Genomic DNA, 14,221 nt, shown 5'->3' with positions numbered 1-14,221 from the left:
ACGGATGGGTAAAACAGTTTGGATGTTTCCAGGTCAAGGTTCACAAATGCCAGGAATGGGACAAACGCTTCTACATCATGAAGAGTCACGTCAAGCATTGATGGACCTTGGGACACGGATTGGTCTCGATTTAACGGATTTATTGACGACGGGGACAAAAGAAGATTTGAAGCCGACAGAAATAGCACAACCTGCCATCGTTGCACACAGCACGTTGCTTGCGAATCGTTATGCGGCACTTGGTCATCGACCGGACTTTGTACTCGGACATAGTGTCGGAGAGTACAGTGCACTCGTTGCAGCGTCTGTGTTAACAGCAAGTGAAGCGGTTTACCTCGTTCGCGAACGAGGTAATCTGATGAATCAAGTGACAGGCGGTACGATGGCAGCTGTCATCGGGTTGAACGATGTCGAAGCCGCACATCATGCGGTCGAGTCCATCGCGGCAACAGGAGAGATCGTCCAAATTGCAAACTACAACTGTCCGGGACAATTCGTGATTTCAGGACAAGTTGCAGCTGTCGAGGTGGCGACTGCGAAATTAAAAGAGTTGGGTGCGAAACGTGTCCTACCGCTTGATGTATCGGGAGCGTTCCACTCGTCGTTAATGACTCCATTCGCCTCACGATTTGAAGATATCTTGGTTTCTTCACCTTTCCAGGCGGCGAAAACAAAATTCATCTCGAACGTCGATAGTGATTTTCACGATCAGCCGGATGAATTGATTCGTTTACTGGTTCAACAATTGTATTCACCGGTTCGTTTTGAATCTTGTGTGGAAAAATTGATTGAAGAGGGTGCGGATACATTTATCGAATTCGGTCCGTCGTCACCACTTAGTGGGCTCGTCAAGCGGATTAAAAAAGATGTCAAGATCGTCAGCATCACGACACTTGAACAATTGGAAGCGGAGGCGATTCGTTGAATAAAGTAGCACTCGTAACCGGTGCATCACGCGGAATCGGAGCCGCTATCGCCAAACGTTTGGCGACAGACGGATTCCGGATCGTCGTGAACTACGCCGGTAATACAGCAAAAGCAGAAGAAGTCGTATCATCTATCGTTGATGCCGGTGGTGAAGCCATCGCCGTCCAAGCAGACGTTGCAGACGCTGAACAGGTGAAAGCATTGCTGAAGACGACAATGGATACGTACGGCCAGTTGGATTGCGTCGTCAACAATGCCGGTATCACGCGGGATGGTCTGTTGATGCGAATGAAAGAAGCCGATTTTGACGCCGTTCTGAATACGAACTTAAAAGGTGCGTTTCTTGTGACGCAAGCAGCGACGCGCCCCTTGTTGAAATCGAGCGGCCGCATCATCAATATCGCTTCCGTCGTCGGAATCACCGGTAACCCGGGTCAAGCCAACTATGTGGCGGCAAAAGCCGGTCTGATCGGATTTACGAAGTCGGTCGCACGTGAACTGGCGAGCAAAGGCGTTACGGCAAATGCGATTTGTCCCGGTTTCATTGAAACCGATATGACGGATGAATTGACAGAAACACAACGCAATCAGACACTCGACCAAATTCCGTTAAAACGATTTGGTCAGACGGAAGATATCGCGTCGCTTGTCAGTTTTATCGCGTCAGACAATGCCCGTTACATCACTGGTCAAACTTTGGCAGTCGATGGCGGCATGACAATGTAAGTGAACTGTGGTACTACTTTGCCAAATTGGCAATCATCTTATATACTCAACTCATGGAGGGATTTTCAAATGACAAAAGAACAAATTTTAGTAGACGTGCAAGAAGCAATCGCAGAGAAATTAGGCAAAGAACAGAGTGAAATCACACTCGACAAATCGTTCAAGGACGATCTCGGAGCAGATTCACTTGAAGTCATGGAACTCGTTATGGATCTCGAAGACAAATTCGAAATCACAATCGAAGATGACCAAGCAGAAAACTTAAAAACAGTTGGCGATGTCGTCAGCTACATCGAAACACAAGTCTAATACATGAAGCTGGACCCACCGCGTTTTTGCGGTGGGATTTAGCTGTTTAGGAGGCATTATGACGAATCAAAAGGGACGTCGTGTCCGAAAAGGACCGTATGTAAAGCGACGGAAAGACTCACGGGCTTTGGCGCAAATTGAACAGAAGTTCAGCCAGTTGCAAGAACGGCTGGATATTCATTTTGCGAATGTAGAACTATTGAAGCAAGCATTTACGCATTCTTCTTTCGTAAATGAACAACGTGAATCAGATGGAGATAACGAACGTCTGGAGTTTTTAGGCGATGCCGTATTAGAATTGACGGTCTCCAGGTATTTATTTCAGCACTATCCGGAACGTTCCGAGGGGGAATTAACAAAGCTGCGTGCGGCCATCGTGTGTGAGCCGTCACTGGTCCAGTTCGCGAATCATTATGAGTTTTCTGAAATGATTCTACTTGGCAAAGGTGAGGAACTGACAGGGGGAAGAAATCGTCCGGCACTATTAGCGGATGTGTTTGAAGCCTTCATCGGAGCCTTGTATTTGGACCAAGGGATTGAAGCTGCAGAACGATTCCTCGCCGAAGCGGTTTTTCCGAAAGTGGCGTCTGGATTTTTTGAAGAACAAACTGATTTTAAAAGCCAGCTCCAAGAAGCCATCCAACGGGTCGGACTTGGACAAATCGAGTATGAAATCATTGAGGAACGTGGTCCGGCGCACAGTCGTGAGTTCATCTCGCGCGTACACATCGCGGATAAGCTGGAAGGCATCGGGACCGGTCGTTCGAAAAAAGAAGCCGAACAGCAAGCAGCTAAACAAGCATTGCTGGAACTTAAAAACAGCTTCTGACATGGAAAAGGCACCCATTTTAAAATGGAGTGCCTTTTTTTGAGGAATCTTAAACGGTTTTGAGTGATTTCAGTTCGTCGACGATAGCATCGACTTCTGCTAACGTCAAGGACTCACGCATCATGACGAAGTCATAAATCTCTTTTAAATCATCATTTTTTGTTCCGTCGAATTGTTCCGCCTTGATGACGCCTTTGTTGATAATGTTTAATTTATCCAAAATGTCTACAATCATTTGTTCAATTGTCATGTCTTAAAATCTCCTCTTCATTTCTTTAAGCCTAACATTACCATAAAAGCTACCATTTTGTAGACCTTTCGGCTATGGTAAACTAAAAGAAAATCAAAAAGAAATTTAAACATATGGGTGGTCAAGATGTACTTAAAACGAATTGAAATCAATGGCTTCAAGTCATTTGCCAGTCGGACGGAGCTCGACTTCCTTCCGGGAGTCACAGCCGTCGTCGGACCAAACGGCAGTGGGAAGTCCAATATATCGGATGCTGTGCGCTGGGTGCTCGGTGAGCAATCAGCTAAATCATTACGCGGTGGGAAGATGGAAGATGTCATCTTTGCCGGAAGTATCACGGAACACCGGAAACAATTTGCGGAAGTCACGCTCGTGCTCGACAATGAGTCGGGGACTGTTGCCTTGCCGTATCAAGAAATCAATGTAACGCGGCGTGTCAGCCGGAACGGCGACAGTGATTATTTTTTAAATAAAAAACCATGCCGATTAAAAGATGTTCTGGATTTATTCATGGATACCGGATTGTCGCGTGACGCGTTCGCCATCATCGGTCAAGGACGGGTCGAACAAGTGATTTCCGGAAAGCCGGAAGAACGACGCGCGGTCATCGAAGAGGCAGCAGGCGTCTTAAAATACCGGAACCGTAAAAAACAAGCCGAACGAAAGTTAACGGATACAGAAACAAATTTGTCACGGGTCGACGACATCTTATTTGAATTGGGTGGACGAATTGAGCCATTACGGGAACAAGCATCACTGGCAAAAGAATTTTTAGTTGCACGGGAACGGTACGACTTCTTGGAACGGGGCATCATTGTAACCGAAATTCAACAATATAAGACACAGCTTGCTGACGTGTCGACGGAAATCGAATCGTGCCAAGCTCAGTTATTGATGGAACAAGACCGGTTGCAAGATACGATTGCAACACGGGAAACGCAAGAAACGTCGCTAGAAGAGACACGGCGACTTGAGACGGAGATGCAGGATCGTTTACGGCTTGTCTCGAATAAACTCGTTGAAATCGAAGGGGCTTTGAACCTGGCGAAAGAGCGGGAAAAACACGGGGCGGAAATGAAGGCGCGTCTGGAACGGGAAGTAGCAGTTGCCGAACAACGCGTAGCGCAAATCGAGCAAGAGGAACAGGCGGTGCTGAAACAACAGCAACAGACACAGCAACTGTACCTCGATACTGTTGCGCAACGGGAACAAGCCGATGCTGCCTTGTCTTACTCCGATCGGGATTTTGAAAAAGAAGCCGAACAATTACGTTCGGAAGCCTTTGAAGTGGCCAGCCGTCTGGCGGCGGCAACGAATGCTTACCACCGTGCCAAACAAGATCTTCTTCATGCAGAAGAACAGCAAATCAGCTTTTCTGAAAATGTCGGGTCAAAACAAACGGACCGCTCGACGTATGAAGCCGAAACGATCCGTCTGGGGCAACAGGCGGAAGAGTTGCGGAACCGTTTAGAAACGTTGCGTCAAGAAGAACACGCAAAACAAGACCAGCACCGTCAGCAACAAGAGACGTTGCGGCAAATGGAGCAATCCATCATCGATCTCCACCGGCGTCGCGATAAGACGGAAGACCGGATCGAGTTTTTGGAATCGGTCAAAGCGGACTACAGTGGCTATTTCGGAGCCGTCAAAACCGTTTTGAAACAACGTGACCGGATTGCAGGGATCCATGGCGCTGTTGCGGAACTGATTACCGTTCCTGCCCGTTTTGAGGCGGCAATCGAAACTGCTTTGGGCGGAGCGATGCAAAATGTCGTCGTCGATACAGATGTCACAGGCCGGAAACTGATTCAAGAACTACGTCGATTGAATGCCGGTCGGGCGACATTCATGCCGCTCGCGTCCATTCAGCGTCGTGAACTGAGTGCTTCCGTGCAAGAAAGTCTATCCGGCATGTCCGGCTACCTCGGCGTTGCGAGCAATCTGGTCACGACACGAGAAGACTTCACAAAACTGAAAGAGAATCTGCTGGGGACGACTTTGGTCGTTGAATCGCTTGAACAAGCGAATACGATTGCCCGTTCGACAGGACACCGTTACCGGATCGTGACGCTCGAAGGCGATGTCGTCAACGTCGGGGGATCGATGACGGGAGGCAGCCGGAAAAAAGGAACACCTCTCTTCAGCCAGTCGCGTGAACTGGAAGAGTTGCAGACAGGATTAAAACAAGGTCAGGCTGTTATTCGGGAACAAGAGCGACGCCGTGATGAAATGAGAACGGCTAACGCACAACTTGCCGGTTCACTTGAAGAAAATGTCCGCAACATTCAACTGGTCCAGGCGCAATTGGAAAGTGTCCGTGAAGCCTTTACAGAGGCGAAGCGCAGTCTTGCCGTCACCGCCTCGGAATTATCGGTTCACGATGGTCAGCTGAATCGTCTTGCTGAACAAGCGACCGAAGCAAAAGCAATCATTGCAACATCAGAGCAGGACATGGAACAGTTGACGAAACGCCAAGTGGAACTGCGCCAGGCTCTCGATCAACTGAAAGAAGCGCAGTCACGCGGGGCTGTTGCAGTCGAGGAATTGAAACAACAACAAGCTGAAGCATTGCTTGAGGAACGGACGGTCAGTATGACACGCGATCAAATCGACCGTGAAGTCATGCGTCTCCGGGAGACACTGAGTCATGCGAAATTAGAAAGAAGCCATAAAAGGCGTGATTTGAAGCATATTCTGGAAGGATTCGATGAAGCGAAGATTGATGCGCTGCACGTTGAAAAAATGCAGATGCAACAAGAACAAACTTCAGTCGAACATGAATTGACGCTTGTGACAAAAAAAATCCGGCAGGCAGCAGAAGATTTGCGTCTGTTACGGATTCAGGAAGCGAAATTGACGGAAGCACGTCAGGGGACGACGCAACGTCTCGATCAAGCCCGACTCGCCCAGGGACGACTCAGCACACGTCTTGAGACACGTCATGAAATACTGGAAGAAATGGGGCTGGTCGCGGACTTGATCCAACCATTGACCACTTCATTCGAGGAAGCCAAGGAAGAATTACATCTCTTGAAACGGCAACTCGAGGAAATCGGGATTGTCAATCTCGGTGCCATCGATGAATTTGCTGAAGTCGATCAACGCTTTACGTTCTTGGCGACGCAGCGTGACGATTTAGTCAATGCGAAAACTGATTTGTATGCTGTCATTGAAGAAATGGACCGGGAAGTCGTCCGATTGTTCAAACAGACATACACCGCCGTTCGGGAACATTTCCGGGAAACCTTCCGTGAACTGTTTGGCGGCGGGGAAGCCGACTTGATTTTAGTGGATCCAACCGACCTCTTGACAAGCGGTATCGATATCGTAGCCAAACCACCCGGCAAAAAGTTACAAAATCTGTCCCTATTGTCCGGTGGGGAACGTGCCTTGACTGCGATTGCACTGCTATTCGCCATCTTAAAAACACGACCGGTCCCATTCTGTGTTCTCGATGAGGTCGAAGCGGCCCTCGATGAGGCGAACGTCGCCCGGTTTGGAGAGTTCGTCCATCAACTGGCACGCGAGACACAGTTCATCATCATTACCCACCGAAAGGGAACGATGGAGTCTGCCGATGTCCTGTATGGCGTTACGATGCAACAAAACGGTATTTCTGAAGTATTATCCGTTAAACTGGAAGAAGCGAGACGGACACTCAGTGAAGAAGTAGAACCAAAGGGGATAAAAAAATGAGTTTCTTTAAAAAATTAAAAGATCGTCTGACGACATCCACGCAAGAAGTGACGTCGAAGTTTACAGAAGGCTTGACGAAAACACGGGACGGGTTGGCGAATGCCGTCAACGATCTCGTCTACCGTTTCCGTGAAGTCGACGAAGATTTTTTCGAAGAGTTGGAAGAAGTATTGATTCAGGCCGATGTCGGTGTCACGACGACGATGGATCTTGTTGAAAAGTTAAAAGTTGAAGTCAAACGTAAAAACGTCAAGGATACAAAAGAAGTGCGTGACGTACTGGTCGAAGTCGTCGCGAGCATGTTGGTGGAAGAGGAAGAGTCGGAACTGGATCTCAGTCACGAACTCAATGTCATCTTATTTGTCGGTGTCAACGGCGTCGGGAAAACAACGACGATCGGTAAACTGGCGAACCGTCTGAAAAACGAAGGCAAAACGGTCATGCTCGCAGCCGGAGATACGTTCCGGGCCGGTGCCATCGATCAACTACAAGTCTGGGGTGAACGTTCCGGTGTGCCTGTCATTCGTCAAGGTGAAGGGTCGGACCCGGCGGCAGTCATCTATGATGCGGTTCAAGCCGCTAAAGCACGAAAAGTCGACGTCCTGATTTGCGATACTGCCGGTCGACTGCAAAACAAAGTCAATTTAATGAATGAACTCGAAAAAGTAAAACGTGTCATCGAACGGGAAATTCCGGGGGCGCCGCATGAAGTATTGCTTGCGCTTGACGCGACGACCGGTCAAAATGCGATGGTTCAAGCAAAAGCCTTTAAACAAGCGACGGATGTCAGCGGGATCGTTTTGACGAAGCTCGACGGAACAGCGAAAGGCGGAATCGTCCTTGCGATTAAGAACGAGTTGGATTTGCCGGTGAAATTCGTTGGTCTCGGTGAAAAAATTGATGACTTACAACCGTTCGATGCTGAACAATTCGTATATGGATTATTTGGAGATGTCTTTGAAGAAAAAGAAACGGTCGAAGAAGTCCGAGAAGAGGACTGACCACGATTTCCTTGTAAAGAAAAAAACTTGACAACACACTGTGAGGGCTGTACTATACTATCTGTAAAGGAATTTCACTTAACAACCGCGGAGGTGTTCGAATGACACTTGATAAGACGAACCGGATGAATTATCTGATTGACTTTTATCAGGAGCTTTTGACGCCGAAACAACGGAATTATATGTCACTCTATTACTTAGATGACTTTTCGTTAGGTGAAATCGCCGATGAGTTTGAAGTCAGCCGACAAGCAGTCTACGACAACATAAAACGTACGGAAGCGATGCTTGAACAATATGAAGAACGACTGAGTTTGTTCGCAAAGTATGAACAGCGAAAGATACTTCTTGATCAGTTGAAGCAACTAGACCTTCCGAGCGAAGCTCACGTGACCATTATGGCACTCGAGCAATTAGAGTAGGGGGCAATTTCATGGCATTCGAAGGATTATCGGAACGGCTTCAAGCCAGTCTCGCTAAAATGCGGGGTAAAGGTAAGATTTCTGAAGCGGACGTAAAAGAAATGATGCGTGAGGTTCGCCTTGCGTTATTAGAAGCTGACGTCAACTTCAAAGTCGTCAAACAATTCGTAAATGATGTGAAAGAACGTGCAGTCGGGCAAGATGTCATGACGTCTCTCACGCCAGGTCAGCAAGTCGTCAAAATCGTCCATGACGAATTGACGAAACTGATGGGGTCAGAAGTTTCTCCATTGACGTTATCGAACCGTCCGCCAACCGTCATCATGATGACCGGTTTGCAAGGGGCAGGTAAGACGACGACAGTCGGAAAACTTGCGAATCATTTACGGAAGAAACAAAATCGCAGTCCACTGCTCGTTGCAGCGGATATTTACCGACCGGCTGCGATCAAACAGCTCGAGACATTAGGAAAACAACTCGAACTGCCTGTTTTCTCAATGGGAGATCAGGTCAGTCCACAAGAGATTGTCACTAATGCCCTCGACTATGCAAAAGAGCATCACCACGATATCGTGTTGATCGATACGGCGGGACGCTTACATATCGACGAGGACCTCATGCAGGAACTGGTTGATGTGAAAGAAATCGCCAAACCGAATGAAATCTTCCTTGTCGTCGATTCGATGACGGGTCAGGATGCCGTCAATGTCGCCGAAAGCTTTAATGAAAAGCTCGGTGTGACAGGTGTCATCTTGACGAAACTCGACGGGGATACTCGAGGCGGAGCAGCACTCTCCATCAAGGCAGTCACCGGAGCACCGATTAAGTTCGTCGGTCTTGGAGAGAAGCTGGACGCAATCGAGCCATTCTATCCGGAGCGGATGGCGTCACGGATTCTCGGCATGGGAGATATGCTGACGCTGATTGAAAAAGCGGAGTCTCAAATGGACGCGACACGCGCCAAAGAGCTCGAAGGCAAAATGCGCGATGCATCGTTCACGTTTGACGATTTCATCGAGCAGTTACAGCAAGTGAAACAGATGGGTCCTTTGGATGAGTTGTTAGGAATGATTCCGGGTGCCGGTAAAGGAAAGATGAAGGGTCTGAAAAATGCCCAAATCGATGAGAAGCAACTTGTTTATGTCGAAGCGATTATTCAATCGATGACAAAACGAGAGCGGACTGAACCGGAAATTCTCAATGCGAGTCGTCGGAAACGGATTGCGCGCGGCAGTGGTCGTAGCATTCAAGAAGTGAACCGATTGATCAAGCAATTTGAAGACATGCGGAAGATGATGAAACAATTCTCCGGCCAAATGGGCAAAGGGAAAAAGAAAGGCGGCTTTGGCCTCCCATTCTTCTAAAAGTCTTTTCACTTTTGCTGGAACGTTGTATACTAGTGAAGTTGTCAATTTGACTAAACCAAAAAATTATTTATTATCTGGAGGGACTTACGAATGGCAGTTAAAATTCGTCTTAAGCGCATGGGCGCAAACAAATCACCTTTCTACCGTGTGGTAGTAGCAGACTCACGTGCACCACGTGATGGTCGTTTCATCGAGCAAATCGGATACTACAACCCGGTTGCTAAACCAGAAGCAGAAGTAAAACTTAACGAAGAGCTTGCTCTTAAATGGCTCGCTGAAGGTGCTAAACCTTCAGACACAGTTCGTAACCTCTTCTCAAAAGCTGGTATCATGGAGAAATTCCACAACGCGAAACTCGCGAAGTAAGACGATTGGAGGTGAGCGAAAGCTTACCTCCTTTTTGTATGGCAAAATAATAACGGGAAACAAGACTTGTGAATAAGGAAGTGGAACAGATGGAATGGTTGGAAGTCGCAAAAATCGCCAACACGCACGGCTTGAAAGGCGAATTGAAACTACTGGCAAGCACAGATTTTCCGGAACAGCGCTTTAAAGTCGGCAATGATGTATTTTTAGAATCAAACGGAACATACACACCGTTTACGATCAGCAGTTACCGGAAACACAAACAGTTCATTATGGTGACGTTCAAAGGAATGCAACACATCAATGATGTCGAGAAATATAAAGGCTCGAAGTTGTATGTTCAGCCGGAAGCCTTACAGGAGCTCGGGGAACATGAATTTTATTATCATGAAATCATCGGCTGTACGGTCTTCGACGGTGAGAACGAAATCGGTGTCGTCTCTGATATTTTAGAAACGGGAGCGAATGACGTTTGGACAATCAAACGTCCTGGTAAAAAAGATGTTCTGATTCCCTATATCGAACAAGTCGTCGCCTCAATCGACGTCGAAGCAAAACGGATTCAAATCACACCGTTACCGGGTTTGATCGAAGGATGAACATCACGGTCCTGACGCTATTTCCGGAAATGTTCACGGCGCTCAATCACTCAATTGTCGCCCGTGCGCAAGAGGAGAAGCGGATTGAACTCAACTATGTCAATTTCCGGGACTATTCGACGAATCGTCATGGGCGCGTCGATGATTCTCCATACGGTGGAGGAGCCGGAATGTTATTGACTCCCCAACCGGTGTTTGACGCGATTGCGGCATTGCCAGAAGCCAACCGGCGAATCATTGCTCTGACACCGACGGGGCGGCGATTTGATCAGCGTCTTGCGGAAGAATGGTCAACCGAAACGGAGCTCGTCTTTTTGTGCGGTCATTACGAAGGCTTTGACCAACGGATCCATGATGAGCTCGTGACGGACGAAGTGTCGCTCGGTGACTTTGTTTTGACGGGCGGGGAGCTTGCCGCGATGACGATGATTGACGCCACCGTACGCCTGTTACCGGATGTCCTTGGGAAATCAGCCAGTCATGAAGACGACTCGTTTTCGACCGGATTGCTCGAGTATCCGCATTATACGCGTCCGGCTGACTTTCGGGGTTTAGTGGTTCCGGATGTCTTATTGTCCGGCAATCATGCCCGGATCGAAACATGGCGACGTGAACAGGCATTGAAACGTACGCTTGAACGGCGACCGGATTTACTTGAACAGGCCGATTTGTCCGAGGCTGACCGTCGTTACTTGCAATCAATTTCAGGATTGTCAAACGACTGAAACTGTGATAAGTTAAAACATGTGGCAAAAGCCACCTATTAACGATGTTCCGCTGTTGGATGCCAAGGGCAAATGAAGATACGAACATTGGTGAAAAAAGGAGAAATCATTCATGAACACACAACAATTGTTCCGTGAAATTACACAAGAACAAATCAAGTCAGACGTCCCTGCATTCCGTCCTGGTGATACAGTCCGCGTCCACGTTAAAGTCGTCGAGGGTACGCGTGAGCGGATCCAGCTTTTCGAAGGCGTAGTCATCAAACGTCACGGTGGCGGCATCAGCGAAACGTTTACAGTTCGTAAGATTTCTTACGGAGTTGGCGTTGAGCGTGCATTCCCGCTTCACTCACCACGTGTTGCGCAAATCGAAGTCGTTCGTTACGGTAAAGTCCGTCGTGCGAAACTTTACTACCTCCGTAACCTTCGCGGTAAAGCGGCTCGTATTAAAGAAATTCGTCGTTAATCATGTGAAAAAGTGGCTTGTCTCCGGACAAGCTTCTTTTTTTTACCGTTTATGCGTATACTAGGTTTAGGCAAGAGATTGAGTTGAAGGAGTGGAACGCGTGAAGGAGTTATTTAGTTGGATCAAGGCGCTGGTCGTGGCGCTCGTAATTGCGTTCATCATCCGAACGTTTTTATTCGTTCCGGTCATTGTAGACGGCGAATCGATGATGCCGACGTTACACAATTCGGACCGAATGATTGTCAATAAGGTTCCTTATTATTTCAATGAACCGGAACGGGGAGACATCGTCGTCTTCCATGCAACGGAAACACGGGATTACATCAAACGTGTGATTGCTGTTCCAGGTGATACGATGTACTACAAAGATGATACGTTATACGTCAACGATAAAAAAGTCGAGGAACCTTATCTGAACGAGTTTAAGGCGCAGATGAACGGTGTTCCGTTAACAGAAGACTTTACATTGGAAGAAAAAACAGCACAAACGACCGTTCCCAAAGGAAAAGTATTTGTAATGGGAGATAATCGTCAAAACTCGAAAGACAGCCGGGACATCGGTTTTGTAGACGAAGACCAAATCGTCGGTACGACGAATTTCGTTTTTTATCCGTTTAATGATGTTCGATCGGTCAATTGATGATTTCAGCAAGTAATTAAGAAACGGAGTTCACTGCATGTGGACTCCGTTTTTTTGTTCGGACCGGCACAGGGTTCTTTTCTGGCTAAAAGTTGCGTATACTAGAGAATGGATCGTTTCTCTCGAACAGGCAGTGGATCGGTCACACGAGACACGATGTATAAATCGTTCATTATTAGCAGTCCAAGCACTATGAAAACTTGAGGTGGAAGAAATGACAATACAATGGTTCCCGGGACACATGGCGAAAGCACGCCGTGAAGTCACGGAAAAATTAAAGTTGATTGATGTCGTCATCGAATTGGTGGATGCGCGGTTACCGATGTCGAGCCGTAATCCGATGGTCGAACAAATCACAGCAGGAAAACCGCGACTGATCGTCCTGAATAAATCAGACATGGCTGATGCCCGTCTGACCGAAAAGTGGATGCAGGCACTGCGGAAGGATGGTGTCGACGTCATCGCAGTCGATGCGAAGCATAACAAAGGGTTAGGACAGATTCATGAAGGTGCCTTACGCCTGATGAAAGACAAACATGACCGGATGCGGGATAAAGGGCGGAATCCAAGTGCGATTCGAGCTTTGATCATCGGAATTCCGAACGTCGGGAAATCAACGTTGATCAATCGGTTGGCTGGACGGAACATCGCGATTACAGGCGACCGTCCAGGTGTGACGAAACGTCAACAATGGATCAAAATGAAGACGGGTGAGATGGAACTGCTTGATACACCGGGAATTCTCTGGCCGAAGTTTGATGACCAGCTTGTCGGCTACCGGTTAGCGGCAACGGGCGCCATTAAGGATGATATCCTGAATATTGATGATATTGCCTTGTTTGCAATCCGTGAGTTGATGACTCGTTATCCGGAACAATTAAAACTGCGTTATCGTCTCAAGGAAATCACGGGAGAAGCTGTTGATGTATTAGAAGCCATCGGAAAAAACCGTGGTTTCGTAACCGGCGGCTATGTCGACTTTGAGCGGACAAGTGAAATGTTACTTCACGAGCTCCGAACGGAGAAAATTGGTCGGGTTACGCTCGAGACCGTCGAAGAGTGGGCGACTGTTACAGAATAAGACAGGCTTGGACTTCTCGAGATGAGAAATCCAAGCTTTTTTCGAAAAGGAGTCAAATCATGAACATTACTGAAATCAAAGCACGATTAGCAATCGTCTCACAGGGAGAATTTGAACAAGTAAAAATCGAGTTCGCACAAGATACCCGAAAAGGAGTCGTCGCTGCCCTGAAACAAGCAGAACGCCGGTTGTTAAACGAAGAGCAACAACGACTTCAGTTTCAAGAACGATCGTGTTTTGAAGACCAGTACCGCGCGCAAGGTCACCAGCGTATTGCTGGAGTGGATGAGGTCGGTCGGGGACCGCTTGCGGGTCCGGTCGTCGCAGCAGCTGTTATTTTACCAGTGGATTTTTATCATCCCGGGCTGACAGATTCAAAACAGATGTCGAAAAAACAACGACTTGCTGCATATGAGCATATTCAGGAAGTCGCAGAAGTCGCAATCGGTATCGTCGAACCGGAAGAAATTGACCGGATCAACATTTACCAGGCCTCTAAACAGGCTATGCAGCAGGCTGTCGCTCAATTGACGCCGGATGCCCTGTTAGTGGACGCGATGACGCTTGATGTCGATCTCCCACAGGAATCCTTGATCAAAGGGGATGCCCGGAGCATCTCGATTGCAGCAGCAAGTGTCGTCGCGAAAGAAACACGGGATACGATGATGGAACAATACGCCATGATCTACCCGGAATATGGCTTTGACCAACATGCCGGATACGGGACGGCACAACACTTACAGGCACTCGACCGTGTAGGTGTGACGCCGATTCACCGGAAGACATTTAAACCGGTCCTCGACCGACTTTAGGAGGT

16 protein-coding genes are annotated in these 14,221 nt (G+C 47.8%); 15 read left to right on the top strand and 1 reads right to left on the bottom strand.

Annotated elements, in window-relative coordinates; genetic code table 11:
* The first annotated feature begins 4 nt into the window (after positions 1 to 4).
* From fabD to rnc, 4 genes are all read left to right on the top strand, one after another.
* Positions 5 to 925, top strand: coding sequence for an ACP S-malonyltransferase (fabD, locus tag KNP93_RS00830; RefSeq protein ID WP_131972505.1), 921 nt, complete (start codon positions 5 to 7; stop codon positions 923 to 925).
* Positions 922 to 1,653 carry a 3-oxoacyl-[acyl-carrier-protein] reductase gene (gene fabG, locus KNP93_RS00825; protein ID WP_131502602.1) on the top strand — a complete coding sequence of 244 codons (732 nt, stop codon included), beginning with the start codon at positions 922 to 924 and terminating at the stop codon, positions 1,651 to 1,653. The genes fabD and fabG overlap by 4 nt, the downstream gene beginning before the upstream one ends.
* Positions 1,654 to 1,722: 69 nt before the next feature.
* Entirely contained in the window at positions 1,723 to 1,962 is a 240-nt protein-coding gene (gene acpP / locus KNP93_RS00820) for an acyl carrier protein (RefSeq protein ID WP_012370777.1), read from the top strand.
* A gap of 58 nt (positions 1,963 to 2,020) precedes the next feature.
* On the top strand, positions 2,021 to 2,791 hold the full coding sequence (rnc, locus tag KNP93_RS00815; protein ID WP_034769816.1) for a ribonuclease III: 771 nt from the start codon (positions 2,021 to 2,023) through the stop codon (positions 2,789 to 2,791).
* 49 nt (positions 2,792 to 2,840) lie between these two features.
* On the opposite strand, the gene KNP93_RS00810 is transcribed toward rnc, so the two are convergent.
* Entirely contained in the window at positions 2,841 to 3,041 is a 201-nt protein-coding gene (locus KNP93_RS00810) for a DUF1128 family protein (protein ID WP_026827983.1), read from the bottom strand.
* Between the two features lie 126 nt (positions 3,042 to 3,167).
* Here KNP93_RS00810 and smc point away from each other — a divergent pair, with 126 nt between their 5' ends.
* From smc to KNP93_RS00755, 11 genes are all read left to right on the top strand, one after another.
* Positions 3,168 to 6,737: a chromosome segregation protein SMC gene (gene smc / locus KNP93_RS00805; RefSeq protein ID WP_214852696.1), complete on the top strand. Its 3,570-nt coding sequence runs from the start codon at positions 3,168 to 3,170 to the stop codon at positions 6,735 to 6,737.
* A complete protein-coding gene (gene ftsY / locus KNP93_RS00800; protein WP_114595480.1) occupies positions 6,734 to 7,738 on the top strand; it encodes a signal recognition particle-docking protein FtsY in 1,005 nt (334 codons plus the stop codon). Before smc ends, ftsY begins: the two co-directional genes overlap by 4 nt.
* Positions 7,739 to 7,839: 101 nt before the next feature.
* Positions 7,840 to 8,160 carry a putative DNA-binding protein gene (locus KNP93_RS00795; RefSeq protein WP_131502600.1) on the top strand — a complete coding sequence of 107 codons (321 nt, stop codon included), beginning with the start codon at positions 7,840 to 7,842 and terminating at the stop codon, positions 8,158 to 8,160.
* Between the two features lie 11 nt (positions 8,161 to 8,171).
* The gene (gene ffh / locus KNP93_RS00790) at positions 8,172 to 9,524 is read left to right on the top strand and encodes a signal recognition particle protein (protein WP_026827987.1); all 1,353 of its coding nucleotides are present in this window, start codon (positions 8,172 to 8,174) and stop codon (positions 9,522 to 9,524) included.
* A gap of 93 nt (positions 9,525 to 9,617) precedes the next feature.
* Positions 9,618 to 9,893 carry a 30S ribosomal protein S16 gene (gene rpsP / locus KNP93_RS00785; RefSeq protein WP_012370770.1) on the top strand — a complete coding sequence of 92 codons (276 nt, stop codon included), beginning with the start codon at positions 9,618 to 9,620 and terminating at the stop codon, positions 9,891 to 9,893.
* A gap of 89 nt (positions 9,894 to 9,982) precedes the next feature.
* A complete protein-coding gene (rimM, locus tag KNP93_RS00780; protein WP_026827988.1) occupies positions 9,983 to 10,492 on the top strand; it encodes a ribosome maturation factor RimM in 510 nt (169 codons plus the stop codon).
* Positions 10,489 to 11,217, top strand: coding sequence for a tRNA (guanosine(37)-N1)-methyltransferase TrmD (trmD, locus tag KNP93_RS00775; RefSeq protein ID WP_131972507.1), 729 nt, complete (start codon positions 10,489 to 10,491; stop codon positions 11,215 to 11,217). The genes rimM and trmD overlap by 4 nt, the downstream gene beginning before the upstream one ends.
* Positions 11,218 to 11,329: 112 nt before the next feature.
* On the top strand, positions 11,330 to 11,683 hold the full coding sequence (gene rplS, locus KNP93_RS00770; protein WP_012370767.1) for a 50S ribosomal protein L19: 354 nt from the start codon (positions 11,330 to 11,332) through the stop codon (positions 11,681 to 11,683).
* 100 nt (positions 11,684 to 11,783) lie between these two features.
* Positions 11,784 to 12,323, top strand: a complete 540-nt coding sequence (lepB, locus tag KNP93_RS00765) for a signal peptidase I (protein WP_131502599.1) — start codon at positions 11,784 to 11,786, stop codon at positions 12,321 to 12,323.
* Positions 12,324 to 12,537: 214 nt separating this feature from the next.
* On the top strand, positions 12,538 to 13,404 hold the full coding sequence (ylqF, locus tag KNP93_RS00760) for a ribosome biogenesis GTPase YlqF (RefSeq protein WP_114595485.1): 867 nt from the start codon (positions 12,538 to 12,540) through the stop codon (positions 13,402 to 13,404).
* Positions 13,405 to 13,463: 59 nt separating this feature from the next.
* Positions 13,464 to 14,216 carry a ribonuclease HII gene (locus KNP93_RS00755; protein WP_131502598.1) on the top strand — a complete coding sequence of 251 codons (753 nt, stop codon included), beginning with the start codon at positions 13,464 to 13,466 and terminating at the stop codon, positions 14,214 to 14,216.
* Positions 14,217 to 14,221: the final 5 nt, after the last annotated feature.

This window comes from Exiguobacterium sp. s166, from assembly GCF_018618855.1.
GTDB lineage: Bacteria > Bacillota > Bacilli > Exiguobacteriales > Exiguobacteriaceae > Exiguobacterium_A.
Note: the sequence above shows the minus strand (reverse complement) of the source record. Positions and strands in the feature narration are given on the sequence as shown.

Excerpts from the sequence above, each read along its gene's own strand:
- fabD (WP_131972505.1), top strand. The coding sequence starts at position 5 with ATGGGTAAAACAGTTTGGATGTTTCCAGGTCAAGGTTCACAAATGCCA.
- acpP (WP_012370777.1), top strand. The coding sequence starts at position 1,723 with ATGACAAAAGAACAAATTTTAGTAGACGTGCAAGAAGCAATCGCAGAG.
- rnc (WP_034769816.1), top strand. The coding sequence starts at position 2,021 with ATGACGAATCAAAAGGGACGTCGTGTCCGAAAAGGACCGTATGTAAAG.
- KNP93_RS00810 (WP_026827983.1), bottom strand. The coding sequence starts at position 3,041 with ATGACAATTGAACAAATGATTGTAGACATTTTGGATAAATTAAACATT.
- smc (WP_214852696.1), top strand. The coding sequence starts at position 3,168 with ATGTACTTAAAACGAATTGAAATCAATGGCTTCAAGTCATTTGCCAGT.
- ftsY (WP_114595480.1), top strand. The coding sequence starts at position 6,734 with ATGAGTTTCTTTAAAAAATTAAAAGATCGTCTGACGACATCCACGCAA.
- KNP93_RS00795 (WP_131502600.1), top strand. The coding sequence starts at position 7,840 with ATGACACTTGATAAGACGAACCGGATGAATTATCTGATTGACTTTTAT.
- ffh (WP_026827987.1), top strand. The coding sequence starts at position 8,172 with ATGGCATTCGAAGGATTATCGGAACGGCTTCAAGCCAGTCTCGCTAAA.
- rpsP (WP_012370770.1), top strand. The coding sequence starts at position 9,618 with ATGGCAGTTAAAATTCGTCTTAAGCGCATGGGCGCAAACAAATCACCT.
- rimM (WP_026827988.1), top strand. The coding sequence starts at position 9,983 with ATGGAATGGTTGGAAGTCGCAAAAATCGCCAACACGCACGGCTTGAAA.
- trmD (WP_131972507.1), top strand. The coding sequence starts at position 10,489 with ATGAACATCACGGTCCTGACGCTATTTCCGGAAATGTTCACGGCGCTC.
- rplS (WP_012370767.1), top strand. The coding sequence starts at position 11,330 with ATGAACACACAACAATTGTTCCGTGAAATTACACAAGAACAAATCAAG.
- ylqF (WP_114595485.1), top strand. The coding sequence starts at position 12,538 with ATGACAATACAATGGTTCCCGGGACACATGGCGAAAGCACGCCGTGAA.
- KNP93_RS00755 (WP_131502598.1), top strand. The coding sequence starts at position 13,464 with ATGAACATTACTGAAATCAAAGCACGATTAGCAATCGTCTCACAGGGA.